Source organism: Paenibacillus endoradicis (assembly GCF_024721975.1).
The window spans coordinates 191049-217047 of record NZ_JANQBB010000003.1 but is presented as its reverse complement, the minus strand read 5'-3'; the positions used below and the strand labels follow the sequence as shown (position 1 = coordinate 217047).

Below are 25999 nucleotides of genomic sequence, written 5' to 3'. Positions count from 1 at the left end.
AATACGCTTGTATCATTCTCTTGCAGTAGCACATCATATAAAGATACAACGTTAATATGATTAAGGAGCTGAAACTAATGGGAAGACAAACAGGCACGATCGTTCAACAAGCTTTAGATATTCTGTTGGCTGATCCTGCGATTTTACCTTTACTAAAAGGTAATTCTCGAGAGCAAATTTTTCAATCAATAGGTGCCATTCTTTCTACGCCGAACAAGACGCATAAAGCTTACTTAAGAATTACATTAGACAGTGGTAATGTTGTTCGAATTCCTGCTTATCGTATACAGCATAATGATGCTATTGGTCCATACAAAGGCGGCATACGATTCCATGAATCAGTCAATGAAGATGAAGTAAGTAACCTTGCAGCATTAATGACCTTAAAAAATGCGCTACATGATGTTCCATTCGGAGGAGGTAAAGGTGGAGTAGGAATTAATCCACGTAAATATTCTGAACGTGAGTTATATCTAATTTGCAAAAAGTACGTGCAATATTTTACAGATATTCTTGGCCCTGACAAAGACATTCCAGCCCCAGATATGGGTACTGGCGAGCGTGAAATGGACTGGATGACAGCAGAGTACAAAAGTATTCATCCAGGAAGACCATATCTTGGTAGTTTCACAGGAAAAAGTATCGTTTCTGGTGGATCACTAGGTAGACGTGAAGCCACTGGGAAAGGCGTCTATTTCAGTTTCAAATATATGCTTGATCATTACATTCGTAGTAACTTATCTACACTTGAAACATATAATAATCCATATCTGCCTATTGCCAAAAGTTATTTGAATCGACCGCTTACAATGGCTATTCAAGGATTCGGCAATGTAGGAGCTGTTATTGCCCAAGAAATTTTCAATGATCAATCTGCGCAACATTCTGTTGTTGCAGTAAGTGATCGTAACGTTACGTTATTCAACGAGAATGGTCTTCCAATCGATAAGCTACTGCAATATAGTGCGGATCATTCAGGAGAACTACCTACGACAGCTGAAGCATGTGCTGAATATCATATTGATGCACACATTCAAGATCGTGAAGCTGTACTATATCAAGAAGTTGATGTATTGTTTTTAGCTGCTTTGGAAGAACAAATTCATGAACGTAATGTAGATCAAGTAAAAGCGAAGTGGATAGTTGAAGGCGCGAACGCACCTATTACTGGTGAGGCTGACGATGTATTAGCTGCTAAAAATGTTATCGTAATTCCTGATATTCTTGCGAATGCTGGTGGGGTAATTGTCTCTTACTTTGAGTGGTTACAAGGAAAAGATACACAGTTTTATAGTGAGGAACATGTCTACGAATTGCTTTATGCTAAAATGCAAAAAACATTAGATCAAGTATTTCCGCTATTTTTCAGCCAAAATCATCAACTTCGCCAAAGTTGCTATAATCATGCGGTGATGAAGTTGTCCCTAGTTCTCTACCGTCAAGGCAAGCTCTACTGACTCCGACGTGATCACGATGAGTAGCTTCGTTGCTTAGTCGACTGCGAATATGACATTCATCGCTAGCTGTGGTGCTCGTGTACCAATAACGTACACTCCGCTCCGCGCGTCACTAGCTTCATGTCATCTTCTTGGTGCTGACGTCAGAGTTATGCTTCGGGGGCAACTACTTTGGCAGCGCTGCTATTCGTTACCTCGAATTGGTATTCGTCGGATACTTCTAGACACAACAAAAAAGGTTAGTTCATCACTGAACTAACCTTAATGTTACACTTATTTACTTGACATCTCTGGAGTTGTAAGTTGATCGTAGAATTCTACGTATTTATCTTTGTCCTCAGAATTTCTTAGTGCCATTGCAGAACGTGGATGTTCATCAAGTACACCTGTTACCATGTACGGAATGTTATAACCCCACTCAACTTTTTCGCGCATAGGAATCATATGTTGCTCGATCATATCAAGCAATGGACGAATATTGTATTTTGTGTTTTGAAGTTCTGCAACTAGAAGTTCAGTGTTACAGTTACCTGCAGCACGACCCATTCCGTATACAGAAGCATCAAGTAATTCAACACCTTTACCACCAGCTAAAAGCGTGTTTGCAAATGCAAGTTGAAGATTATTATGAGCATGAACACCTAAACGTTTGTTAGGAAGGTGTTCTTGGAATTTCCCTACTAAATAATTCATATCATTTGGCTTCATGCTTCCGTAAGAGTCAACGACATATACAAAATCAACAACGCTAGCATTAATTAGTTCAAAAGCTTCTAATAGTTGATTTTCAAGCACGTTAGACAATGCCATAATATTAATTGTTGTTTCGTATCCACGGTCATGGAAAGTTTGAACTAATTCAAGAGCTTTGTCCACATCTTGGATATAACAAGCAACACGAATTAGATCGATCATGCTCTCACTACGAGGCAAAATATCATTTTCATCAACGCGACCGATATCAACAAGAGCAGAAAGTTTTGTTTGACCTTTATTCGGGATTACTGTTCTAAGAAAATCATCATTAAGGAATCTCCACGGACCAGCTTGGTCTGCACCTTTAAGCAGTTTAGGAGAGTTTTTGTATCCAATTTCCATATAATCAACGCCAGCATCATTCAAACTTTTATATAAATGTTGAACAAATTCAACGCTGAAATCCCAATTATTTACAAGGCCGCCATCGCGAATCGTACAGTCTACAATTTTACAATGATTAGTTTTGGATTGCATATCTGATACTCCTTTTATGAACTTAGTTCGTTTTTTAATCATCATACTTGAATTTAATAAATAACGCAAAATAAAAATATTTGTGCACTTGTGCCAATACTGATTCTTTTCCCTTATCGACAGCTTGGTTTCGTTTACAAATGTGCTATAACAAAGTAAACTAATAATATATTTCGCTTAATTTTTCGTATGAAAAAGCGGGGGAACCAATCAGAATCGATTTTTTCGATTTCCTGGGGTGAATCAAGTCTGAATATACAGACTGTAGGGCCACTCTCTAGCCCGAACCCGACAGCTAACCTCGTCAGCGTGAAAAGGAGAGATGTTCAATGTCAATTTGTCCATCTAATGATTTTCAGAATTTCCCGACAGACTCTGTAATTTTTCAAGTTCAACGAATCGAAATTTTCGTCATTCCAGCGCTTGCCGTCGATGCTAATGGTTATCGCGTATGCCTGAGAATTTCAAGTAGTAGAGGCTATGGTTGGAGTGAGATCTTCGTAGATGATTCCGAAATAAGCTTTGATTTGCAAGATTGGGAGCATCAATTAGCCACATTTATCGGTCCATTCTCCATTCATACTCTTACCGAGCAAATCTCCTCACATTTACAGCAATCAACCTTTTATGATCAACGAGCGGTATATTTGTTCACCAATGCGTTACATCAAGTTAATTTTCTACCTGATTCGGATACTAATTCCGAAGTTGATGAAGAATTAATATTACGTCGACGGGCTATCGCTTACTTGTCTGTACATTAACAAAAAATCCCCTGCTATTTGGGTAACTGTAATGAACCTTTGTCATTACAACCCATTGAGCGGGGGATTTTCATATGTGCTATTACTAACTAATAATGCGTAAATGAATCAGTTATTAAGAGTCTAAGCCAACAACCCAACCGAATGGATCTTCAACTTTACCAGTTTGAATACCCGTAATTGTGTCATATACTTTGCCAGAAATCTCACCGATTTCGCCATTATTAATAACAAATTTTTCACCATGATAACTTAATTCACCAATTGGAGAAATAACTGCAGCTGTACCTGTACCAAAAGCTTCCTCAAGCTCTCCTTTATTATGTGCTTCGACTAACTCTTCAACAGAGATACGACGTTCTTCAACTGGAACACCCCAATATTTCAGCAATGTAATAACTGAATTACGAGTAATTCCATCTAGAATACTACCATTTAGCATTGGCGTATGCACTACACCGTTAATTTTGAAGAAGACGTTCATGCTTCCTACTTCTTCAATATAACGTCTGTGCACACCATCAAGCCATAATACTTGAGAATAACCATGTTCTTTAGCTTGCTCTTGCGCATTTAACCCAGCCGCATAGTTACCAGCTGTTTTCGCTTCGCCAACTCCGCCTGCTACTGCACGGACGTACTCAGATTCCACGTGAATCTTAACGGGATTAACCCCCTCAGCATAGTACGCACCTACAGGAGACATTATGATCATGAATAAATAATTTTGTGATGGATTTACACCAAGGGCAGCTTCTGTAGCAATAATGAACGGACGAATGTAAAGGCTAGTGCCTTCAGTGCTTGGAATCCAATCACGATCAACATTCAACAATTCGATTAATCCATTGTAAGCAATATCTTCATCAATTTGTGGAATACTTAGGCGAGCATTTGAACGATTTAGTCTTTCAAAGTTTTTCTTAGGACGGAATAGCTTAATTCCGTTCTCTGTACGATATGCTTTCATACCCTCAAATACAGTTTGACCGTAATGGAATACTTTTGCTGCAGGGTCCATTGAAATATTTTGATAAGGTACAACACGGCCTGAATGCCAGCCTTGACCTTCTGTATATTCTAGAATAAACATGTGATCCGTGTAATATTGACCAAATCCAAGTTTGCTTTCATCTGGTTTAGATTTGAGATTTGTTGAACGTTCAATCTGAATATTATGATCCATTATGAAATTCTCTCCTTAAATATTATTTTCTTAATTGAATGATAACATGGATTCACGTATATTTATAATATCTATATTATGTTGTTGACATACCTTTTAAGTATGGTTGTATCGAGAGGAAGCGTTATCATGGATATGCGTCAATTAAAATACTTTTTGACTATTGCCCGTGAGGGACAAATTACACGTGCTGCAAAAATTCTAAATATGGAACAACCGCCTCTAAGTCGCCAATTGAAACAAATGGAGGAAGAACTAGGTGTACGATTGTTTGATCGTCATGGTAAAGGTTTGCAATTAACAGATGCAGGCGTATTACTGAAACAAAAAGCTGAAACGCTTATCTCACAATTCAATGAGACAATAGAAGAAATGAAAGAGCTGGAAGAAGGTGTTCGTGGAGTATTGTCAATTGGTGCGGTATTTTCATGCATCTCGCTACTCCCACAGCCTATTGAACGATTCCGCAGACTGTATCCTCATGTTAATTTCAAAATATTAGAAGGCGATCATTACTACTTAGGTGAGCAATTGGAAAAACGAACCATTGATATTGTGTTTGCTCGTCTACCTTTCGAAGCACTCACTGATCCTAAACAACTCGCTGTAATGCCATTACCTTCTGATCCTTTCGTCGTTGTTATCCCTAGTAAATGGGAACAGTATCACGATACGGAACTTTTTTGCATTGAGGAACTTGCTGGGCTACCGCTATTAACGCTGAAAACAGATCAAACTACCCATATGCATGAACAGGTCATTGCAGCATGTCGCAAACATAATTTCGAACCTAATATTATTTGTGAATGTTCATCCGTTGCGATTACTATTGCCCTCATTGCAGAAGGCATTGGCATTTCGCTTTTGCCACGCTCAGTTATGAGTTCATTTATGGACCCACGAGTCAGAATGATCCCACTATCGAACGAAGAACTACAATCAGATAACGGAATCGTTTGGCATAAAGATCATTACTTGCCAAAAAGTGCTCGTTTCTTTATTGAATCCATTCAAGCAGACCATCGTTTGGTTTAATATTGAAAAAGTCGCTCTTAGAGAATTGCTGTGGATACGTTCCAAGCAATTCTCTAAGAGCGACTTTTCTATTTCTAAGAACCAGTTGAACGATAATGTTTTACACCAAATTGCCATATCAAGTAGCAAGGAATTAAAAATAGCGATCCACCGAAAGGTATGATCATAGCTTGCCACAATGGAGCTTCCACTTTATCTAATATGATGCGTAATGGAATATAGCTCACTAGTCCGAAGGGAATGATGAATGTAAATAGCTTCATTACCCACTTTTCATAAATATTAAGTGGATACTGCGCCATCTCGCGTCCACCATCAGTAAATACATTAGCAACTTCCAGTCCTTGTACTGTCCAGAAGCATAAAGTTGCTGCCAACATAAATATCCCGACGAAAATACATACTCCATTTACAATCATCAACATAATAATTAGAATATGTTGCCAATGCCATAGCTGAGGGAGCTGAATAATTGCAAAAATAAGTACGATCAAACTTTGCAACAATCGACCTATTCTTGTAAACTCGAATGCCGAACCAAAAACTTGAAGTACGGTATGTCGAGGACGCAACAATAGTCGATCGAAATCACCTCGAATAATAAGCGAAGAGAAACTATCAAAGCCTCTAGCAAAACATTCGCTTAAAGAAAACGATTGATGAATGATCGCAAAACATAGGGCAACCTCAACAAAACTCCATTCTTGCAGCTTTCCGAACTTTTCAAACATAAAATATAATCCTGCAAATATTGTAAAAGGAATGAAAAATTGTCCGATGCATAGCATGAGAAACGAGCCTTTATATTGAAGCTGAGCACGCAAATGCATCAATAAATATTTATAATATAAAGTCATCACTAACCTCCTTGAATAACAACTGCACGTATAGCTTTTTTCATTATCCAATATCCGACACTCAGCATAACAACTAGCCAACCAACCTGATTACATATACCAATAATAAGTTCACTACCTTGAACATGTTCATTAAAAACACGGAATGGGAAATCAACCGTCCAGCGGAAAGGAAATGCATATGTAATTAATTGCATCCACTGTGGCATAAGCGGTATCGGAATAACAAGTCCTGCCAAAAATTCACCCAACACTGCAAATAGTAATACTGAACCAGTTGGTGACATGGTCCAAAAAACAGAGATGTAAATTAACATCGAGATCGCAACAACTAATAGTAATGCAAGTAATAGGGTAACGAGAAAAGCTAGGAAGGTAATAAAACTAGTTGGAATTGTTAATCGATATGGTTCTGGAAGAAATAATACAATGATCGTTACTGGAGCACAGCGTAATGTCATATTGGCTACTCGTTGAGCTAGTAGCTTACTATACCAGAAAGGATAGATTGAACTTGGACGACATAATTCGTAAGCTATATTACCACTTGTTATTAATTCAAAGATTTCAGGATCACGTACCCAAAGCATCACTAGGGATAGACATATTTGCTGCAACCAAATATATGATACAACTTGTTGTAACGAAAGATCCGGTTGTTCTGGTGCTTGATTATAGAAAGCGATATAGATCATGATGAAAATAAAACCAAAAAATAATTGCGTTGCAATTCCAGCATAGGCCGCTGTACGATATTGCAAACCATTCAAAAAGCGAATTCGCAATACTGAAGTGTACATTCTCATACGGCATGCTCCTTATAAAGAGACAGAATTAATTCCTCAATTGGTATCGCTTGGACTGTAAAATCAGTCATTTCAATTTGTGAGGTTAACCATTTGATACATTGGGGTACCGTGCATAGTTCAGTATTTACAGCAAACGATAACTTCTCATCACTTTGCTCAATAATAGTAATACCAGGTAATAATTCGTCTACTAATTGCCCATTATAAGTTACTTGTACAATTTTCCCTGTGCCATAGCGTTGTTGCAATTGTGGTAACGTTCCGTCAAACAGGAGAGTTCCTTTACCGATCATCATAATTCGATGTGCTAAAGCCTCAATATCATTCATATCATGCGTTGTTAGAATAACGGTAACACCATAGCGCTCATTGATTTCTTTCACAATGGATCTAACTGCAATCTTACTATCAGCATCTAGGCCAATAGTAGGCTCGTCCAAGAATAATATGGAAGGTTTATGTAGTAGAGATGCCGCAAGCTCACAGCGCATCCGTTGACCAAGGCTAAGCTGTCTAACAGGGGTATTCAATATGTCAGAAAGTTTTAATAACGTTGTTAATTCTTCTAATGTTCCAATATACTGTTCCAGTGGTATTCGATATATATCTCTAAGTAGTTGGAAGGAATCTATTACTGGCACATCCCACCATAACTGAGATCTCTGACCAAATACAACACCAATGTTTGAAACATATTTTTGTCGATCTAACCACGGTGTCATATTCATCACAGTACAGCTACCACTATCAGGCAACAGTACTCCACTCATAATTTTGATCGTCGTAGATTTTCCCGCTCCGTTAGGACCGATGTAACCAACAATCTCGCCTTGCTGCACTTGAAAACTGATATCCTTTAACGCTTCAATAATTTTATAGTCCCGCTTAATGAGTGCTTTAAAAGCTTCCTTCAACCCACCTTTACGCTCGGCAACTTGATAGGATTTGCTAATTCCTTGTAGTGAAATGATAGGCTTGTCCATTTCTTCCCTCCTCAAACTTTTCATGTAATACTTTCTTATTACGCTTACTTGTAAATGTAAACAGTTTTACAACAAGCAGATGGCTGAAAGCCGTTTAACTTACTGTAATCACAAGCGAGCGCTTTGAACTACCTTTCCAATAAAGATTCATATCACTCGGTTGTCAGTACCAAGAAGATGCACTACAGCGATAACGAGTAGCACAGTGTACTTTATTGGTACACGAGCACACGCAGGCTTTCGATGAAAGGCATATTCGACGTCGACTACGCTACCGTAAGCATAATCATCGTAATCACAAGCGAGCGCTTTGAACGCCTCTCATGTGACCGGACTTAATACTATATATTAAATTGTTCACGCTTTCAACAGTTTTTTGAGATATTACTGTTCATATTGAACGAGCCGTTATTCATACAATGTAGATGGATAAAAGCATAATTACGATCGGAGGATTTCTATTGAATGTATCGATATCGCGCTCTCAGAATGCAACATTTCAAGTTTATGTTTTTCGAATAAGCTCAATAAAACGTTACTTTGCCCTTGATATTATAGGAGGGTTTGCATTTTATATGTTGGGGAGAATGTTATTCGGTAGCGAATTAATTTCTATCGGGTGTAATATTGTTGCCTCTCAAATGCTTCAGTATATTGTGCCAGTTAGTTCGAATTAATTTCATATAAAAATATGCCTATCTATCCGAATGTTCGAATAGATAGACATATTGACTGGGAATCATATGTGGTTTCCCCAGTTTATTTATCATTTTCCAGTAGCTCTAGAATAACTTTAAGTGGTTCGTAACTATCCATGTAGGCGTAACGACCGCCTTCATATTCACCTTTTTGCATAAGTGGCATTCCATTACGTTCCATTAGCATAATTTTCTCTTTCATGCCTTGTACTTCAAATGCAATATGATGAACACCCTCACCATGCGCATCCAAATACTCTCTCCATGTGCTCGGCTCATGATCAGGTTGAATAAGTTCAAGTTGAAGTGAACCAAGATCAAAAAATGCAAGCTTTGCTCGAGCATTTGTAGGTTTTCCATTATGCTCTGCTTCCGTTTTATCTTGTCCATCCGTCCAGAATGTGACAGGTGGCTCTACTCCTAAAAATCGAGCATACGACTGAGAAACCTTATCAACATCATGAACAAGAAGCCCAATTTGTGTACAAAAGTTAGTTCCAAGTAAACTGCTATTATTCATAATACCCACACCCCTATTCCACTACAATCGCTTGTTGCTGAGCTAACAATGTCAATTCAGCGACTTTGAAAATATGATTCTGCGATATAGCGTACTCCGTTCCGTTCAAACAATCAAGTATGAATTGTCCAAAGAAAGGAAAACCCACCTTCCCTTGTACATTCCAATATCGCTCTCCTTGTTTGTTCACTAGAAAAAGATGATCTCCACTTGAGGACTTCGTTATATCGACATACTTTCTCAGTTCAATGTACCCATCCGTGCCTAGAATAATCGTCCTTCCGTCTCCCCAGCTGCTTAATCCTTCAGGGGTCAACCAATCAACGCGAATATATGATGTTGCTCCATTCTCACCTACTAAGTGTAAATCTCCAAAATCCTCTAGCTCAGTTCGATGCTTATTATTGTAATTAGCTACTTGGCTAGAAGTTATACGCGCGTCATTATTTCCCGAGAAATAAAGAAATTGCTCGATTTGATGTGAAGCGATGTCGCATAATATGCCCCCGTACTGCTCCTTGTTGAAAAACCAGCTCGGTCTACTAGATTCATTAAGACGATGCGGACCTAAACCAATCATCTGAATAACTCTACCTATTGCCCCTCTCTTAATGAGTTGTTCTGCATAAACAGCACTTTCGACATGAATTCGCTCACTGTAATAAACGGCATATTTACGATTTGTACTTGCTACAACTTTTTTAACTCGCTCCAATTGCTCGAGTGTAGTGAATGGTGCTTTATCGGTAAAGTAATGTTTACCGGCTTCCATAACTTGAATTCCTAAATCTGCCCTTTCATTCGGAATAGCAGCTGCAGCCACTAGCTGAATCGTAGAGTCATGTAATATTTGTGCTAATGAGCTAGCAACTTGCACAGTAGGATACGTAGCAACAAATTGAGCTACTTTTTGCTGATCCTCATCGAATACCCATTTCAATGTAGCACCAGCTTCTGTTAATCCGTTGCACATTCCGTATATATGTCCATGTTCTAATGCGGTAGCTGCAAAGCAAAACTCACCTTGTTCTACGACATTTGCTTTCTTACCGGTAGGAGCGTAGTTCATTCCATCATTATTTTTCATTGTATTCTCCATTCCATCAACCTTGAAAGCGCGATGCTGCCATTTTCTGTTCTAAATGAGCAAGGAATTTATCCTCATCAATCGGAAATTGTACCCAGTCATCTTCCCACGTAGACAATAACATCGCGTTAGCGAGCATTAGTCCTTTAATTCCTTCCACGCCAGGTGCAAGTAGTGGCTCATTATGTAGTATCGCATTCGCCCAGTTTTGTGTAATTCCCGCATGATCTGGATTGCTACCTTCGATCGGCACATCAATTTCCCAACATTCAGGCTGACCAAACGGCTCCGTCGAGCGTGCATTGAAATCAGTCTCTGATTCTAGCAAACGATAGAACGTTAATTTACTATTTTCGATCACGACCTTACCTCGATCTCCAACAACCTCGAATCGGTTCGTTCCTGGTGTTTCTCCTGTCGTCGTTACGAAGACACCAGTAGCGCCATTCTCATACTCCACGAAGGCTGTCACATCATTTTCCACTTCAATGTTACGATTTTTTCCAAAGTAACAAAAAGCACGTAGACGCTGCGGCATCATACTTATCGTCCATTGCCATAGATCGAGCTGATGTGGATCTTGGTTCAGCAATACACCTCCGCCTTCACCACCCCACGTAGCACGCCATGTCCCTGAATCATAATAGCTTTGCGATCTATACCAATTCGTAATAATCCAATTGGTGCGTCTTACTTCACCTAGTTCACCACTATCGACTAGTTGCTTCAGCTTCTGATATATAGGATTCGTTCGTTGATTGTACATCATGCTGAATACTACATCACTTTGCTCTGCCGCTTCATTCATTAGACGAACTTGCTTCGTATATACTCCAGCAGGCTTTTCTAGTAGCACATGTTTATTATGTTTAAAGCTTGCAATTGCTAGTTCAGGATGTGAGAAGTGAGGCGTACAAATAATAACACCATCCACTGAATCAGAAGTAATTAATTCATGCGGATCACTATATACATGAACAGCTTCACCCAATGTCTCTCTTGCCCATAAACGACTGTCCTCATTAACATCAGCGACAGCAGTAATTTCTACACCACATACTACACCACTACGAATATATGAAATATGACCTTTACCCATATTACCTAAACCAATAATACCAATTCGAACCTTTGACATTACAATTCCCCCTAAAACTTTTCTGGGCTTCATTGAATAACTTTTCAGTGTAGAAAAGTTGCTTCGGAAGCATAAGCCTTACTATTACTTACCATACTTGTATGTTAACATTGGAAGCGCTACCTTACTTCATCACCGTTAGTCGATTTCTCCATACAATTAACTCTAGTTGGTGTATAATTTAATCTACTAAGATGATTGAGGTGAATAGGAAATGTCGAGCTCAACACAGCTAATACCTTTCAAAATAAACTTTCACAATGATATCCCTAATCAATTGGTATACCATACGCATTTATCATATGAAATCTATTATTTTCATGCAGGAAAAGTTAATTATCTTATTAATGATCGCATCTATAAACTAGAATCTGGAGACATGATTCTTATGCATGGCATGACTTTGCATAAAGCTCATTTAGAACAAAATGATTGTTATGAACGTACTATCATTCATTTTGATCCATTCTATTTTACCCAATCTATTCAACCGAGTTATGCACCTGATTTACTGATCCCTTTTAATAAACTTAAAAATATACGCTTGTCATTCAATGAACCCGTTCGTAATGAAATAGAGGCTATATTACATAAATTAGTACTCTTACAAAAAAGTTCAGAACCATTTGCAGAGCAACGAAGTCATATCGTACTTCTAGAATTAATGCTCCTAATCTACACACAGTGCCAACAACCGTTACAGGAAATTAAGCAAACGCATCATATTTCAACAAAAGAAAACCATGTTCAAAATATCATTTCATATATAGAAGATCACTATTATCAAGACGTATCGCTTGAACATATCCAACAAGCACTTCATCTCAACAAATTCTATCTTAGTAAATCCTTCAAAGAAGTAACCGGTACAACGATTTTTCAATACATGCTAGAACGTCGTATTTATGCTGCTAAAGTATTACTTATAAACAGTTGTAACAAAATAACCGACATTAGCTACGAAGTCGGCTTCAAACATCCTGCCCACTTTTCAAGATCCTTCAAGCTAGTCACCAGTGTCACAGCAGAACAATATCGTAAACAATACAGCATCCACGAAAAAAACCATTGAGCAGATCAATCCGCTCAATGGTTTTTTCATATTGAATAAACGATGTAGGGGTTATCAATGGAAATCAGCAAGTGAAGCTCCCGCTAATTTCCATTGTCATCTTGAATTAAGAGTGAAGTATTGCCCTAAAAACAGCGAATCTTTTAACTTGACAAAGGTGAGTTAAATAGGAGCATCCCTAATGCAGCCTCATCTCAAGTAAGTAGCGAGTCTTTCAATTTACCAAAGGTAAATTGAATAGGAGCTCTCCCTCGGAGCGTAACCTACAGCTCTTCATACCTACTTCGGAGCGTTGATCGCTTGTCAGTACCAAGAAGATGACATAAGGCTAGGAAAGCTGAGAAACGGAGCGTACGTTATTGGTACGTGAGTATCACAGGCTTCCGATGAATGGCATATTCGCCGTCGCATCCGCTACGTTAGCATAATCATCGTGATCACAAGCGATCCCATCATATGTGATCTTCGTATTCCATGTGAAGTGGCAACTGCACATCAATCAAAGTTCCCACACCCGGCCGACTAGAAATAAGCATCGTACCTTTATGCTCCTCAATGATACGTGAACTAACCATCAGCCCTAATCCAGTACCTTTTTCTTTTGTTGTTAAGAACGGTTCACCAATCCGTTTCATTACATCCTCAGGCATTCCATCTCCCTGATCTTGTATTTTCACATGGATAAGTTGATCGGAAGGCTCAAACCGCACTGAAATCGTCACAGTCCCACCTTCAAGCATCGCTTCAAAAGCATTTTTTATTACATTTAAGAAAACTTGCTTTAATTGATTTTCATTGCAATATAGTTTGGGTAAATCGTTCTCTCTTTGGAAGTTCACTTCCACACCTAGTAGCATTGCTTGAGTATCTAGAATGGATAATACACTTTGCAGAATATGTTCTATATCGTTGAATTGAAAAGAATTGTAGTGGGGTTTGGCTAAAGTCATAAATTCATTCACTATAAGATTAATACGATCAATTTCAGTACCCATAATATCAAAATAGTAGCTATGCTCTGAGTATTTATTACGCAGTAACTGAGTAAATCCCTTCAATGCTGTAAGTGGATTACGAATCTCATGAGCAACGCCTGCGGCAAGTTGACCAATAACAGACAATTTTTCTGAGCGTATGAGTCGTTCCTCGTCTTGTCTTCGCTCTGTAAGATCACGTAATACTGTCAAGATAGCTGTACGACCAATATAATTTTCGATTTTCACACTGGAAAGTTCGACATCAATAATTTGATCTCTGATGCACATTTGTTGTTTACGAAATGGTGTGGCTTCCTCTAGCAGAAGTGCATTTTGAAAGTCTCGCACTACTTCTTCTCGCTCTACTTCAATAAAATGATCCGTAAATAATTGTTCAGATAACCCACTTACATGCCTTTTTCCTAATAAATCAAGGCCATGTCGATTTGCAAATATAATAGCACTGTCTACCGTTATAAATATTGGCTCTGGAATAGTCATTAACATTCGCTGATACATTTTAGCATTGCGAATGAGTTCGCGTTCTTTCTCATATTTAATCGTAACATCTTGAACAGTTGATAGAAAATAGAAATGATCATTGTGAATGATTCTCGTACGTTTACCTTCTAAGTATATTGTCGAACTGTTTTTATGTTTTCCATGCCATCTGATGATTTGACGTTTCGTATATTCCTTATCTAAAGCATCCTCAAAAGTATGTGGTAAGAGCCAGTCCTCTTCTTCTATAAAACGATCCATTGGATGATTTATCATTTCATGAACAGCATAACCAAGTAATTGCGCAAAGTAAGAGTTAACATAAATGATTCTATGATCGTAAACAACGAACACGCCCGCGACAACATGATCCATTAAATTTTGATAAAAATTAGGTTGCTCCTTAATCATCTCTTCAAAATGACTTATACTTTCTTGTTCTGAATTACTATAAATTACTTGCGATTTAATCTCTTCAGATTCTTGTATATTAGTTGGACTTAATTCAACCTTTTCACTTTGATGATAATCTCTTTCAAAGGGCTCACCGTATTGATACGCTTTTAGTAGACCATAATTAATATTCATGTTATCCCTCCTCTATCGCATACTTGTATATATTTGCCATAAACTTGAAAAAACCTCTCGATAATAATAATCATCGAGAGGTTTTTTTGAAAGTTTATATTTTAACTAGCCTTGAAGAAGTAATTGCTCCGGATCTTCCAGAAGTTCTTTAATCGTAACTAGGAAGCGAACTGCTTCACTACCATCAACAATACGATGATCGTAAGATAATGCTAGATACATCATTGGACGATTTTCCATACGTTCTTCATCAATAGCAATTGGACGAAGTTGAATTTTATGCATACCTAGAATACCAACTTGAGGTGTATTTAAGATAGGTGTAGATAGCAATGATCCGAATACTCCACCATTTGTAATCGTGAAGCTACCACCTTGCAGCTCATTCAACGTCAATGTATTAGCACGTGCTTTTTTAGCAAGTTCACCAATATTACGTTCAATTTCTGCAAAGCTCAATCGATCTGCGTCACGAACAACTGGGACAACTAGACCTTCTTTAGCAGCTACAGCAATACCAATATCAAAATACTTCTTCATCACAATATCTTCGCCATCAATTTCAGCATTCAACAGTGGATATGCTTTCAAAGCACCAACAACCGCTTTTGTGAAGAATGACATGAATCCAAGATTAACATCATTTTTATCAAAGAACGATTGTTTACGACGTTTACGAAGATCAAGAATTGCTGTCATATCAATTTCATTAAATGTAGTTAACATTGCTGCTGTTTGTTGAGCTTCAACTAGACGCTTCGCAATCGTAACTCTACGACGAGACATACGTTTACGCTCTACTGCTTTGCCATCTACCGTTACAGAAGATGTAGCAGCTACTGGCGCTGGTTTAGTAATAGGAGCTGCGATAGATGATTGAGCAGCCGTAGGTTGAACTTGATGCGAACGAACATCTTCAGGGTAGATACGACCAATCGCATCCTTGCCTTGAACTTGTGTTAGATCAACACCTTGTTCACGAGCAAGCTTACGAGCAGCTGGGGAGGCATTAATACCTCCTGCATTTACAGCAACAGGTTCAGCAGACGAAACTACAGGTGCAGGCGTAGGAACCTCTACAGCGGTTTCTGTTGCCACTGGAGTTGGTGCTGTGGATGCTCCACCAATTGTTCCAATAGCTTCACCCACAAGTACAACATCTCCATCTTGCTTTGCAATTGCATTTACTGCACCGCTACTTTCAGCACTAATTTCGATATTAACTTTATCAGTTTCTAATTCTAGTAGTACGTCACCTTGATTAACAGTATCGCCAACCTTGACGAACCATTTCGAGATCGTTCCTTCTGAAATCGATTCTCCTAATTCTGGTACAATAATATCTGCCATTAGTAGCTACCCCCTTACGATATTCGATTCAAATGGCTGCCCATTCAAAGTAGATGAAATGATTGCTTGTTGCTCTCTCACATGAACTTCTTGATGTCCACTTGCTGTACTAGCTCGATCAGGACGTCCGATGTAGCTCACTTTAACATTTTTCGGTGCAACTGCACGTAATCTTGGATCTATGAATAACCATGATCCCATATTTTTAGGTTCTTCTTGAACCCATACAATTTCCTCTAATTTCGGATAAAGCTTCACAATACGTTCGACTTCAGACTCAGGGAATGGGAATAGTTGCTCGATACGAGCAATTCTTAACCAATTATAATCAGCAGGAGAAGACGAAGATTGTGACTCTTCAATATCAACCATAATTTTACCTGTTCCAAATACAATACGCTTAACTTTATCACGATCAGCTTTTGCTTCTGTTAAGCTGAATTGTGGCAATACTGGCTTGAACGATCCCTCACTAAATTCAACACCGTGTGCAGCGACACGCGGATTACGAATTAGGCTTTTTGGTGCAATTAACACCAATGGACGAACATTTTCACTACCTAGCATCGCTGCTTGTTTACGCAATAAATGGAAGTATTGTGATGCACTTGTTAGATTCGCTACTGTCCAGTTATTATCAGCTGATAATTGTAAGAATCGCTCAAGACGTGCACTAGAATGTTCTGGACCTTGCCCTTCATATCCATGAGGAAGCAAAATAGTAATTCCAGATTTTTGAGACCATTTTGCACGACCAGCAGCAATAAATTGATCAAATATAACTTGTGCAACGTTAGCAAAGTCACCATATTGAGCTTCCCAGATTACAAATGTTTCTGGTGCATATACATTATATCCATATTCGAAACCTAGAACTGCTGTTTCCGAAAGCGGACTATTATGAATAGAGAATGATGCCTTAGCTTGTGGAATGTAATGTAATGGCGAAAATTTCTTAGCTGTTATGTTATCATTCAATACGATATGGCGATGTGAAAATGTTCCGCGTTCGACATCTTGACCACTCATACGAATTGGCGTTCCGTCTGCCAGAATGGTTGCGAATGCTAATGCTTCAGCATGTGCCCAATCCACTTTCTCTCCATCATTCAAACCTACTGCACGGCGTTGTAAAATCTTTTGTAATTTATTATATTCTGTAAAGCTTTCAGGACGATTAAGTAATTCAAGATTGATCTCGCGTAATTGATCCATCGATACCGATGTTTTAACATCTTCTGGAACAGTAAAGCCTTCTGGCTTTTCACGTTTTTCTCTCTTTTGTCCTTCATTAGCCTTCATCGTTGAATAAGCATTTTGTAACACATCTGATGTACGAGTACGTAACCCAGCAACCTGTTCCTTCGTCATGGAATTACGATCTACCAATTGGTTTGCATAAATCGTGCTTACTGTAGGATGGTTTCGGATTTTGCTGTACATCAATGGTTGTGTTCCTTCTGGATCATCCATTTCGTTATGACCATAACGGCGGTAGCCAATTAGATCGATAACAAATCCTTTGTTATAACGTAGACGGTACTCACAAGCTAATCTAACCGCAGCAAGGCAAGCCTCTGGATCATCCGCATTTACGTGAACAATCGGAAGATCGAAGCCTTTTGCTAAGTCACTCGCATAATGAGTAGATCTGGAATCTTGACTATTTGTAGTAAATCCTAGACGGTTGTTAGCGATAATGTGCAAAGTACCACCATTACGATAACCGTCAAGATTATTAAAGTTAAGTGTTTCAGCTACAATACCTTCGCCGATAAACGCAGCGTCACCATGAACGCAAATCGTTACTGCAGCATGAAGATCCTGCTTAGGATATCCTGGTTTTGAACGATCCTCTTGAGCAGCTCTTGTATAACCTTCAACCACTGGATTAACAAATTCTAAATGTGATGGGTTATTAGCTAGTGTAATATTAGCTCGTACCGTTTCACCCTCACGTACTGCACGATCAGCTCCAAGGTGATACTTAACATCACCAGTCCACCCATAATTTAGGTTTTTAGCGCTTTCAAGTGCTTTATTAGGAGAATGATGGAATTCCGCAAAAATACGTTCATACGGCTTTCCAAGGATATGTGCTAATACATTTAGACGTCCACGATGTGCCATCCCCATCAAAATATGCTGTGCACCATCATGTGCCACAGCTCTAACAATCTCATCTAGTACAGGCACTAGCATATCTAGGCCTTCGATAGAAAATCGTTTTTGACCAACGAATGTTTTGTGGATGAAACTTTCAAACATTTCAACTTGCAGTAATCTTTCTAGCAATGCTTCCTTCTCACGGTCGGAAAGCGGAGCAGGGAAAGATCCAGATTCAGCTTTTTCAAATAGCCATTCACGTTCATGTTCGTCATGAATATGAGTGAATTCATATGCAGCTGAACGTGCATAGATTTCACGTAAACGTAGAATAGCGTCCCAGCCATTAGAAATATTAGCAGGAGCATTATTCCAAATTAATTTAGCAGGAATTGCTTCAAGATCATGCTTAGTTAAGCCAAAAGTTTTCGGTTCCAATAGCTTTGTATCAGCTTTAGGACTTAAATCAAGAGGATTGATATCTGCGCCTAGATGTCCATAACGACGAATGTTCAACATCAATTGGTGAGCAGCTACAACCTTTTGTAATAAATTACTGTCTAACGGGATGTTATTACTTACGAGTGAAGCTCTTGAAGCATTAACTCCAGAATTCGTTACAGAAGATTGCGTTGCAGGTGTAACGAGATCACTTGGTGGTTCCCCCCAAAGCACAAATAATTCACGAACGGAAGGATCGACCATATTCGGGTCTTGCAAATAAAGCTCATATTGCTCCTGCACATAACCATAGTTAGGACCATAGTAACTCTTCCAAGGCGAAGAATTGCGCTCATCATGGATGCTCATTGCAGTTTATTCCACCCTCTCTATACTTTTCGATCTTGATATTATTATAAGTGCCGTAGCACCTATATTGAAAAGAGAAGCACAATACTGTTTGTCACAGTATCGTAACTTCTCTATATTCTAGTACATTAATGAAAAGGCTTCAACAGCTATTTTGGCATCGGTTTCATCGATTTTCCATATGGATTCATCCAAAATCGAGATTTCTTTCCATTTATCAATCTTTTTCAGAGATTAATTGATATATTGTTCTAACCATTACACCTGTTGCCCCTTTAGGTTCCCATTTGCGAGAACTGTTCAAAAATGCTGTTCCAGCTATATCTAGATGTACCCATGGTTTATCTTCAGCAAAATGTCCTACGAACAATCCGCCAGTAATCGTACCACCATGTCGACCACCAGTATTTTTCAAATCAGCAACGTCACTACGGATTAATTTCTTATATTCAGCATATGCAGGTAACTGCCATACTCGTTCTCCGCTCTTAGCAGAAGCGGCTATTACCTGTTGCATTAGCTGTTCATTATTCGTTATCGCACCTGTCGCTTCTGTCCCAAGAGCTACAAGAACAGCTCCAGTTAACGTAGCAACGTCGATTAATTTCGTTGCTCCGCGCTTAATAGCTGTAGTCATTCCATCTGCCAATACTAATCTGCCTTCCGCATCCGTATTAATAATTTCAACAGTATGTCCACTCATCGTAGTGATCACATCGCCTGGTTTCAAGGCACGATCACTTGGCATATTTTCCGCAGTAGGAACAACGACAACCACATTCACTGGTAACTTCATCGATGCAATGGCACGAATAGCACCTAGCACTGCTGCTGCACCGCCCATATCAGATATCATATCTTCCATGTTAGCAGCAGGCTTTAAGGAAATACCACCAGTGTCAAATGTAATCCCTTTACCGACTAGACCCCATTTTTCATCGGAAGAAGGATCACCTTCATAATGGATAACAATCATTCTAGGAGGGTTAATACTACCTTGACCAACACCTAATAACGCTCCCATTTGCTCTTCTGCCAATGACCATTCATCTAGCACTTCAATGTCTAGTTCCAATTCGTTGGCTAATTCCTCAGCATAAAAAGCAAGACGCTCTGGTGTCAACTCATTGCCTGACATGTTCGTCAAGTCACGAGCAAGTTTTACACTTTGTATCATATGTTCTGCTTCAGTTACTGCAGCCTCATACGTCGCAATATTAGCAAGTTGTGATTCATTAAGTACAAAGTTCAAAGCTTGAAGATTATAAAATTTCTGTGCTTCCTTTTTCATGATAGTACGCTCATATAATGCTAATTGTAAGCCTTCGATCATTGCTTGCACGCTTTGATGTGTACCTTGAGTTGCAAGCTGTGACGCTAAATGCTCTTTATTCAAAGATAATGACAAAGTAGCAAGTTTTAATGATTTCACTTGTTTAGCGATAGCAGCAAATAGCTCGCGCAAACCATTAATCCCATCTTCTTCATTATAACCTGCTAACAAGAGATAGTTCTCATCCATTAAACCTAATGTAGCAATAACCGCGACTTGATTCGCTTTGGCTCTGAATTGTTCCTTGTCGAACAATGATAAAATATGCTGATCAAGTGCATTACCTACGATAGGCGTACCTTGCTTCAATTGTTGTAGTTGTTCTTCATTAACGAGAAGTAATAACGCCTCCGATGGTTTGCTCGTATTACCATATGTATATGTTGTCATTAATTAACCTCCAGCACTTTTCTCTACTTCATATCAAATGATTATAATGTATGAAATATTCCTTTTTCTTATTCTAAACTTTACTAACGCAAAAGGCAATTTAGCCTTAATTAGCAAATAAATTCACTTCAACTAATCTGTCATATAATGCAAAAAGAAAAGGATCATTTACCGTTGTCAAATTGACATTCGATAAATGATCCTTTGTACTAATTAACAACATATATTAACCTTTAAGGTTAGCTTGTCCTGGTTTCCAGTTAATTGGGCAAAGACCACCAGATTGAAGAGCTTGAAGTACACGAAGAGTTTCATCAACGCTACGACCAACATCATTGTGGTTAACCACTTGATATTTGATTTCGCCTTCTGGATCGATAATGAATAAACCACGTAAAGCAATACCTTCTTCTTCAATAAGAACACCATAGTCAGCTGCAACACTCTTAGTGATGTCAGAAGCCAATGGGAAGTTCAAATGACCAAGACCATTGCTCTCAACTGGAGTAGTGATCCATGCTTTATGAGTATGTTTACTATCGATAGAAACACCTAGAACTTCAGTGTTTAATGCTTTAAATTGATCAGCTGCAAGGCTAAGTGCTGTAATTTCAGTTGGGCATACAAAAGTGAAATCTAGTGGGTAGAAGAAAAATACTAACCATTTACCTTTGTAATCAGAAAGTGAAGCAGTACCGAAATCAGAACCATCACCAAGTGCAGTTTCCATTGTAAAATTAGGTGCTTGACGACCTACCAAACGTTCAGCCATTATAATTTCCTCCTCGTATTCTATCTATCTAGTTCATGTAGTTATCTATGATATTCATAAAAATGACCACTGATAAATATTATCATTACAATAGATTAGTGTCAAGATTATAAACAATATTTATTTGTAATAATTATAAACAAACAAAAAAGGTCATCATTTTTTCACATAATGATGACCTTTTTATATTAAATGATGAGTTTAGTTGTATCAGTTAACTTACCTTCATAATAGATAATGAAGCACCTTGACCTTGACTTAAGGTCGCATCTTCTGAAGCTCCATACAATTGAAGTGAAATTGTGCTTCCTGCATAAAGTTGCACTATCACCGTAGCCGAATAACTTGATTGAGCATGACCTGAAGGAATGGTAGAAGTCTCTAGTGGCCTATCATCTATGAGCAGACGTGTTCCAATGCTTTTTGCCTCCGTTAAATTAACATGATAGGTAATGTAATAATAGCCAGTTTGTGTAACTGCTATACCGTCCGATAAAGATTTATAGTAAGTTGCATTAAATGAAAAGCCCGGCCAAGGTAGTTTTACTCCATCTGAAGTGACAGAAACGGCTGTATTTTGCGTAATAGCATTCGCCCAAGGAATAGAGTTACTTCCGGACTCACCTTGTGGGCCTTGCGGTCCTGCTGGGCCTATTGCTCCCGTGTCACCTTTATCTCCCTTAGCTCCTGCTGCACCTGGATCGCCTTTCTCTCCTTTAGCTCCTTGAGACCCTGTTGCACCTGCTGGTCCTATTGCTCCCGTGTCGCCTTTGTCTCCTTTAGCTCCTGCTGCTCCCGTTGCTCCCGTGTCACCTTTATCTCCTGCTGCTCCCGTGTCGCCTTTGTCACCTTTAGCTCCTACTGCTCCCGTGTCCCCTTTATCGCCTGTTACTCCTGCTGGTCCCGTTGCTCCCGTGTCACCTTTATCGCCTGTTGCTCCTGCCGGTCCTGTTGCTCCCGTGTCACCTTTGTCTCCTTTAGCTCCTGCTGGTCCAGTTGCCCCTGTAGAGCCTGAAGAACCAGTATCTCCTTTGTCACCTTTGTCACCTTTGATACCTTGCTCGCCTTGCTCACCTTTTTCACCTGTCGGTTTTTCACCAGCAGATTGAGAATTAATATTGACTTGACCCTTATGAGCATCCCAAGCTATTTCTAGCCCAAGAGAAGTAGCAAGCGTACGAATCGGCAAGTATACACTGCCTTGGAATGATAGAGGTGGTGTATTGTTACCGTTGGTATCTGTTAACTGAATCTGCTTTCCATCTACAAAAATAATAGCATTAGATACTGTTCCAGAAATTGTCGATCCTACTTTAAGTCCTGTGTCATTATTCGAAGAAGTAGCTACCGACGTTGAACTAGTCGTTATGTATACTGCTTGTTCTACTTGACTCCAGCGTACATTCAGTCCGAGTAGCTGTGAAGTAGCACGAAGCGGTAAATATAAGCGGTTATCGATAGAAATAGAAGGGATATCCTGCTTAGCCTTCTCACCATCTACATAAATTGGTGTATTCGTTATCTTTCCTTGCTTGTTTTCAGCTGCTGCTGTAACAGGAACTACAAACATACACGAAGCAATCATCATAAAAATAAGTACACTACTTATTCTCTTTTTTATCTTGTTATATCCACCTATTAATTCGGTTTGCACTTCATTTTCAATTATCACAATAATCTTACTCCTTTTGGTATATTATTATTTTTGGGTGTGAACAAACTATCGTAAGTCAATTTTTTCATCTGTTTAAATTTAACATGTATTTCATAATAAATATGTAATATGCATTACAAAAAAAAGAGGAATCTAGAGAAGTAAACATCTCTAGATTCCTCGATATAACAATAATCATTTTATTATTTTTAATATATTTTTTGCATTTTAGAAATAAATTATTTTTTCATTGCAGCAATAATTAAATCACCCATTGCTGTCGTTCCAATTGCTTGACTCTTATCAACTGCGATATCTCCAGTACGGTGACCAGCATCAAGTACTTCTTTCACAGCATCCTCAATCGATTGCGCTGCTTCATGATAACCAAATGTAAGACGGAACATCAATGCAACAGAAAGAATTGTTGCGATTGGGTTAGAAATACCTTGTCCAGCGATATCAGGTGCAGAACCATGTACCGGCTCGTACAATCCGAAGCTACCTTCACCAAGTGAAGCGGAAGAAAGCATACCGATTGATCCTGTAAGCATTGCTGCTTCATCAGATAGAATATCACCAAACATATTTTCAGTTACGATAACATCGAAGCTAGAAGGACGACGAAGTAACTGCATTGCACAGTTATCAACAAGTACATGCTCTAGTTCAACTTCTGGATACTCAGCTGAAATTTTGATAACAACTTCACGCCATAGACGAGAAGATTCAAGAACGTTTGCTTTATCTACAGATGCAAGACGTTTGTCACGAGTCATAGCGATATCGAATGCTTGACGAACAATACGCGAAATTTCCATCTCATTATATGCACAAGTATCTACAGCTTCGATACCAAATTCAGTTTCACGACGGAATTTCTCTCCGAAGTAAATACCACCAGTAAGTTCACGAACTACGATTAGATCAGTACCTTCAAGTACTTCTGGTTTCAATGTTGATGCATCTTTCAAGCAATCAAATACAGTTGCCGGACGGATATTAGAGAAAAGACCTAGTGCTTTACGAATACCTAGAAGACCAGTCTCTGGACGAAGGTCACCAGGATTGCTATCCCATTTCGGACCACCTACAGCACCTAACAATACTGCATCTGATGCTTGACATAGATCCAATGTTTCTTGTGGAAGTGGAGTACCTTTTTCGTCGATTGCAATACCACCGAAAAGAGCCTCTTCAGTTTCAAATTTATAACCAAAAAGTTCTTCTGTTTTTTTCAATACTTTCAAAGCTTCTCCAACTACTTCAGGACCAATTCCATCTCCGCCAAGAACGGCGATCTTTTTAACTTCAGACATTATTAACACTCCCTAGACTATTTGAATTAATTGAAATAATAACATTCATTAATAATTATACATTCATTTAACCACAAATCATTTCCTTTGACAAAGATATAAAAGCTATCAACTCTATAGGTTATATCTATAATTGTATAAATAAAAAAGCACAAACTGGGTATAGCCAATTTGTGCTTTCTATGACTTCAATCCATGCCATTTATTTTCGAATATACAAAAATAAACATCTAGCTCCATATCAATTGATATAGAGCTAGACATATCATTCAACCATCAATCTAAAGATTGATTATTTTTTGATCCAGTGCATAAGTTTACGAAGTTCTTTACCAGTTGTTTCAAGTTGGTGCTCGCTCTCGTTTCGACGAGTAGCGTTCATCATTGCAAAACCAGATTGGTTTTCAAGGATGAAATCACGTGCGAAACGACCTGATTGAATATCAGCAAGAATCGCTTTCATAGCTACTTTAGTTTCGCTTGTTACAACACGAGGACCACTTACATAGTCACCGTATTCAGCTGTATTAGAGATGGAATCACGCATAGTAGCAAGTCCACCTTCATACATCAAGTCAACGATTAGTTTAAGCTCATGAAGACACTCGAAGTATGCCATTTCTGGAGCATAACCAGCTTCAACAAGAGTTTCAAAACCTGCTTTAACTAGCTCAGAAGCACCACCACAAAGAACAGCTTGCTCACCGAATAAGTCAGTTTCTGTTTCTTCTTTGAAAGTAGTTTCGATAACGCCTGCACGAGTACAGCCGATACCTTTAGCATAAGCAAGACCAAGTTCTTTCGCATTACCAGTAGCATCTTGGTGGATAGCGATTAGACCTGGAACGCCAAAACCTTCTTCATACGTACGACGAACCATATGACCAGGAGATTTTGGAGCAACTAGGAATACGTCTTTGTCTGCAGATGGTTTGATTTGTGCGTAGTGAACGTTGAAACCGTGAGAGAACATAATTGCAGCGCCCTCTTTAAGGTTTGGTTCGATTTCTTCTTTGTATACACGAGCTTGAGTCTCGTCTGGAAGAAGAATTTGTACGATATCAGCAACTTTAGTAGCTTCTGATACTGTAAGTACTTCAAAACCGTCTTTTTTAGCTACGTCAGCTGATTTACCAGGACGAAGACCGATAACAACTTTCGCACCGCTATCACGAAGATTTTGTGCTTGTGCATGACCTTGGCTACCGTAACCGATAACCGCGATTGTTTTTCCATCTAAAATACTAAAGTTTGCGTCTTTTTCATAGTACAATGTAACTGCCATATCAATAATTGCCTCCTTTAATGTGACCCTTTTGAACGGGTATGTAAGACGAAGAATGGTCTTCCCCTCACATCC

Annotated in this window: 20 protein-coding genes and 1 riboswitch; of the genes, 4 read left to right on the top strand and 16 right to left on the bottom strand. The window is 38.7% G+C overall.

The genetic code is table 11. The features are described 5' to 3' along the window. Positions 1-77 precede the first annotated feature (77 nt). The gene (locus tag NV377_RS11330) at positions 78-1457 is read left to right on the top strand and encodes a Glu/Leu/Phe/Val family dehydrogenase (RefSeq protein WP_258201328.1); all 1380 of its coding nucleotides are present in this window, start codon (positions 78-80) and stop codon (positions 1455-1457) included. A 273-nt stretch (positions 1458-1730) separates the two neighbouring features. Here NV377_RS11330 and NV377_RS11325 read toward each other — a convergent pair whose 3' ends face one another. Further along, entirely contained in the window at positions 1731-2690 is a 960-nt protein-coding gene (locus NV377_RS11325) for an aldolase catalytic domain-containing protein (protein ID WP_258201327.1), read from the bottom strand. A 164-nt stretch (positions 2691-2854) separates the two neighbouring features. Then, a riboswitch (cyclic di-AMP (ydaO/yuaA leader) is annotated at positions 2855-3015 on the top strand. 4 nt (positions 3016-3019) lie between these two features. Between NV377_RS11325 and NV377_RS11320 the strand changes: the two genes are divergently transcribed. Continuing rightward, positions 3020-3454 carry a hypothetical protein gene (locus NV377_RS11320; protein ID WP_258201326.1) on the top strand — a complete coding sequence of 145 codons (435 nt, stop codon included), beginning with the start codon at positions 3020-3022 and terminating at the stop codon, positions 3452-3454. A 115-nt stretch (positions 3455-3569) separates the two neighbouring features. On the opposite strand, the gene NV377_RS11315 is transcribed toward NV377_RS11320, so the two are convergent. Continuing rightward, positions 3570-4640, bottom strand: a complete 1071-nt coding sequence (locus tag NV377_RS11315) for a branched-chain amino acid aminotransferase (protein ID WP_258201325.1) — start codon at positions 4638-4640, stop codon at positions 3570-3572. Positions 4641-4769: 129 nt separating this feature from the next. Between NV377_RS11315 and NV377_RS11310 the strand changes: the two genes are divergently transcribed. Continuing rightward, complete coding sequence (locus NV377_RS11310) at positions 4770-5675, top strand: LysR family transcriptional regulator (protein ID WP_258201324.1); 906 nt, start codon at positions 4770-4772, stop codon at positions 5673-5675. A 74-nt stretch (positions 5676-5749) separates the two neighbouring features. Here NV377_RS11310 and NV377_RS11305 read toward each other — a convergent pair whose 3' ends face one another. The 6 genes from NV377_RS11305 to NV377_RS11280 all read right to left on the bottom strand — a co-directional run bounded on the left by NV377_RS11305 (position 5750) and on the right by NV377_RS11280 (position 11767). Then, entirely contained in the window at positions 5750-6532 is a 783-nt protein-coding gene (locus NV377_RS11305) for an ABC transporter permease (protein WP_258201323.1), read from the bottom strand. Positions 6533-6534: 2 nt separating this feature from the next. Continuing rightward, positions 6535-7338 (bottom strand): ABC transporter permease, encoded by an 804-nt coding sequence (locus NV377_RS11300; protein ID WP_258201322.1) that lies wholly within the window; start codon positions 7336-7338, stop codon positions 6535-6537. Further along, a complete protein-coding gene (locus tag NV377_RS11295) occupies positions 7335-8324 on the bottom strand; it encodes an ABC transporter ATP-binding protein (protein ID WP_258201321.1) in 990 nt (329 codons plus the stop codon). The genes NV377_RS11300 and NV377_RS11295 overlap by 4 nt, the downstream gene beginning before the upstream one ends. 759 nt (positions 8325-9083) lie before the next feature. Next, positions 9084-9542 (bottom strand): VOC family protein, encoded by a 459-nt coding sequence (locus tag NV377_RS11290; protein ID WP_258201320.1) that lies wholly within the window; start codon positions 9540-9542, stop codon positions 9084-9086. Between the two features lie 13 nt (positions 9543-9555). After that, positions 9556-10629 carry a Gfo/Idh/MocA family protein gene (locus NV377_RS11285; protein ID WP_258201319.1) on the bottom strand — a complete coding sequence of 358 codons (1074 nt, stop codon included), beginning with the start codon at positions 10627-10629 and terminating at the stop codon, positions 9556-9558. A gap of 16 nt (positions 10630-10645) precedes the next feature. Further along, positions 10646-11767 carry a Gfo/Idh/MocA family protein gene (locus NV377_RS11280; protein WP_258201318.1) on the bottom strand — a complete coding sequence of 374 codons (1122 nt, stop codon included), beginning with the start codon at positions 11765-11767 and terminating at the stop codon, positions 10646-10648. Positions 11768-11981: 214 nt separating this feature from the next. On the opposite strand from NV377_RS11280, the gene NV377_RS11275 reads away from it, so the two are divergent. Continuing rightward, positions 11982-12839 (top strand): helix-turn-helix transcriptional regulator, encoded by an 858-nt coding sequence (locus NV377_RS11275; protein WP_258201317.1) that lies wholly within the window; start codon positions 11982-11984, stop codon positions 12837-12839. Positions 12840-13291: 452 nt separating this feature from the next. Here NV377_RS11275 and NV377_RS11270 read toward each other — a convergent pair whose 3' ends face one another. From NV377_RS11270 to ilvC, 8 genes are all read right to left on the bottom strand, one after another. Beyond that, complete coding sequence (locus tag NV377_RS11270; protein ID WP_258201316.1) at positions 13292-14905, bottom strand: PAS domain-containing sensor histidine kinase; 1614 nt, start codon at positions 14903-14905, stop codon at positions 13292-13294. Positions 14906-15010: 105 nt separating this feature from the next. Next, complete coding sequence (odhB, locus tag NV377_RS11265) at positions 15011-16255, bottom strand: 2-oxoglutarate dehydrogenase complex dihydrolipoyllysine-residue succinyltransferase (protein WP_258201315.1); 1245 nt, start codon at positions 16253-16255, stop codon at positions 15011-15013. A gap of 6 nt (positions 16256-16261) precedes the next feature. Continuing rightward, positions 16262-19171: a 2-oxoglutarate dehydrogenase E1 component gene (locus NV377_RS11260; protein WP_258201314.1), complete on the bottom strand. Its 2910-nt coding sequence runs from the start codon at positions 19169-19171 to the stop codon at positions 16262-16264. Between the two features lie 217 nt (positions 19172-19388). Next, a complete protein-coding gene (locus NV377_RS11255) occupies positions 19389-20894 on the bottom strand; it encodes a leucyl aminopeptidase (RefSeq protein WP_258201313.1) in 1506 nt (501 codons plus the stop codon). Positions 20895-21120: 226 nt separating this feature from the next. After that, on the bottom strand, positions 21121-21666 hold the full coding sequence (locus tag NV377_RS11250; RefSeq protein WP_258201312.1) for a peroxiredoxin: 546 nt from the start codon (positions 21664-21666) through the stop codon (positions 21121-21123). A gap of 214 nt (positions 21667-21880) precedes the next feature. Then, the gene (locus NV377_RS25785; RefSeq protein ID WP_308860124.1) at positions 21881-23338 is read right to left on the bottom strand and encodes a BclA C-terminal domain-containing protein; all 1458 of its coding nucleotides are present in this window, start codon (positions 23336-23338) and stop codon (positions 21881-21883) included. Positions 23339-23559: 221 nt separating this feature from the next. Then, the gene (gene leuB, locus NV377_RS11230; RefSeq protein ID WP_258201311.1) at positions 23560-24639 is read right to left on the bottom strand and encodes a 3-isopropylmalate dehydrogenase; all 1080 of its coding nucleotides are present in this window, start codon (positions 24637-24639) and stop codon (positions 23560-23562) included. A 292-nt stretch (positions 24640-24931) separates the two neighbouring features. Next, positions 24932-25924, bottom strand: coding sequence for a ketol-acid reductoisomerase (gene ilvC / locus NV377_RS11225; RefSeq protein ID WP_258201310.1), 993 nt, complete (start codon positions 25922-25924; stop codon positions 24932-24934). Positions 25925-25999: the final 75 nt, after the last annotated feature.

What these genes read in the sequence shown, in the direction of transcription:
- NV377_RS11255 (WP_258201313.1), bottom strand. Translation starts at nt 20,894, where the DNA reads ATGACAACATATACATATGGTAATACGAGCAAACCATCGGAGGCGTTA.
- NV377_RS11315 (WP_258201325.1), bottom strand. Translation starts at nt 4,640, where the DNA reads ATGGATCATAATATTCAGATTGAACGTTCAACAAATCTCAAATCTAAA.
- NV377_RS11285 (WP_258201319.1), bottom strand. Translation starts at nt 10,629, where the DNA reads ATGAAAAATAATGATGGAATGAACTACGCTCCTACCGGTAAGAAAGCA.
- leuB (WP_258201311.1), bottom strand. Translation starts at nt 24,639, where the DNA reads ATGTCTGAAGTTAAAAAGATCGCCGTTCTTGGCGGAGATGGAATTGGT.
- NV377_RS11320 (WP_258201326.1), top strand. Translation starts at nt 3,020, where the DNA reads ATGTCAATTTGTCCATCTAATGATTTTCAGAATTTCCCGACAGACTCT.
- NV377_RS11270 (WP_258201316.1), bottom strand. Translation starts at nt 14,905, where the DNA reads ATGAATATTAATTATGGTCTACTAAAAGCGTATCAATACGGTGAGCCC.
- NV377_RS11280 (WP_258201318.1), bottom strand. Translation starts at nt 11,767, where the DNA reads ATGTCAAAGGTTCGAATTGGTATTATTGGTTTAGGTAATATGGGTAAA.
- odhB (WP_258201315.1), bottom strand. Translation starts at nt 16,255, where the DNA reads ATGGCAGATATTATTGTACCAGAATTAGGAGAATCGATTTCAGAAGGA.
- NV377_RS11330 (WP_258201328.1), top strand. Translation starts at nt 78, where the DNA reads ATGGGAAGACAAACAGGCACGATCGTTCAACAAGCTTTAGATATTCTG.
- NV377_RS11275 (WP_258201317.1), top strand. Translation starts at nt 11,982, where the DNA reads ATGTCGAGCTCAACACAGCTAATACCTTTCAAAATAAACTTTCACAAT.
- NV377_RS11260 (WP_258201314.1), bottom strand. Translation starts at nt 19,171, where the DNA reads ATGAGCATCCATGATGAGCGCAATTCTTCGCCTTGGAAGAGTTACTAT.
- NV377_RS11295 (WP_258201321.1), bottom strand. Translation starts at nt 8,324, where the DNA reads ATGGACAAGCCTATCATTTCACTACAAGGAATTAGCAAATCCTATCAA.
- NV377_RS11250 (WP_258201312.1), bottom strand. Translation starts at nt 21,666, where the DNA reads ATGGCTGAACGTTTGGTAGGTCGTCAAGCACCTAATTTTACAATGGAA.
- NV377_RS11305 (WP_258201323.1), bottom strand. Translation starts at nt 6,532, where the DNA reads ATGACTTTATATTATAAATATTTATTGATGCATTTGCGTGCTCAGCTT.
- NV377_RS11300 (WP_258201322.1), bottom strand. Translation starts at nt 7,338, where the DNA reads ATGAGAATGTACACTTCAGTATTGCGAATTCGCTTTTTGAATGGTTTG.
- ilvC (WP_258201310.1), bottom strand. Translation starts at nt 25,924, where the DNA reads ATGGCAGTTACATTGTACTATGAAAAAGACGCAAACTTTAGTATTTTA.
- NV377_RS11290 (WP_258201320.1), bottom strand. Translation starts at nt 9,542, where the DNA reads ATGAATAATAGCAGTTTACTTGGAACTAACTTTTGTACACAAATTGGG.
- NV377_RS11310 (WP_258201324.1), top strand. Translation starts at nt 4,770, where the DNA reads ATGGATATGCGTCAATTAAAATACTTTTTGACTATTGCCCGTGAGGGA.
- NV377_RS11325 (WP_258201327.1), bottom strand. Translation starts at nt 2,690, where the DNA reads ATGCAATCCAAAACTAATCATTGTAAAATTGTAGACTGTACGATTCGC.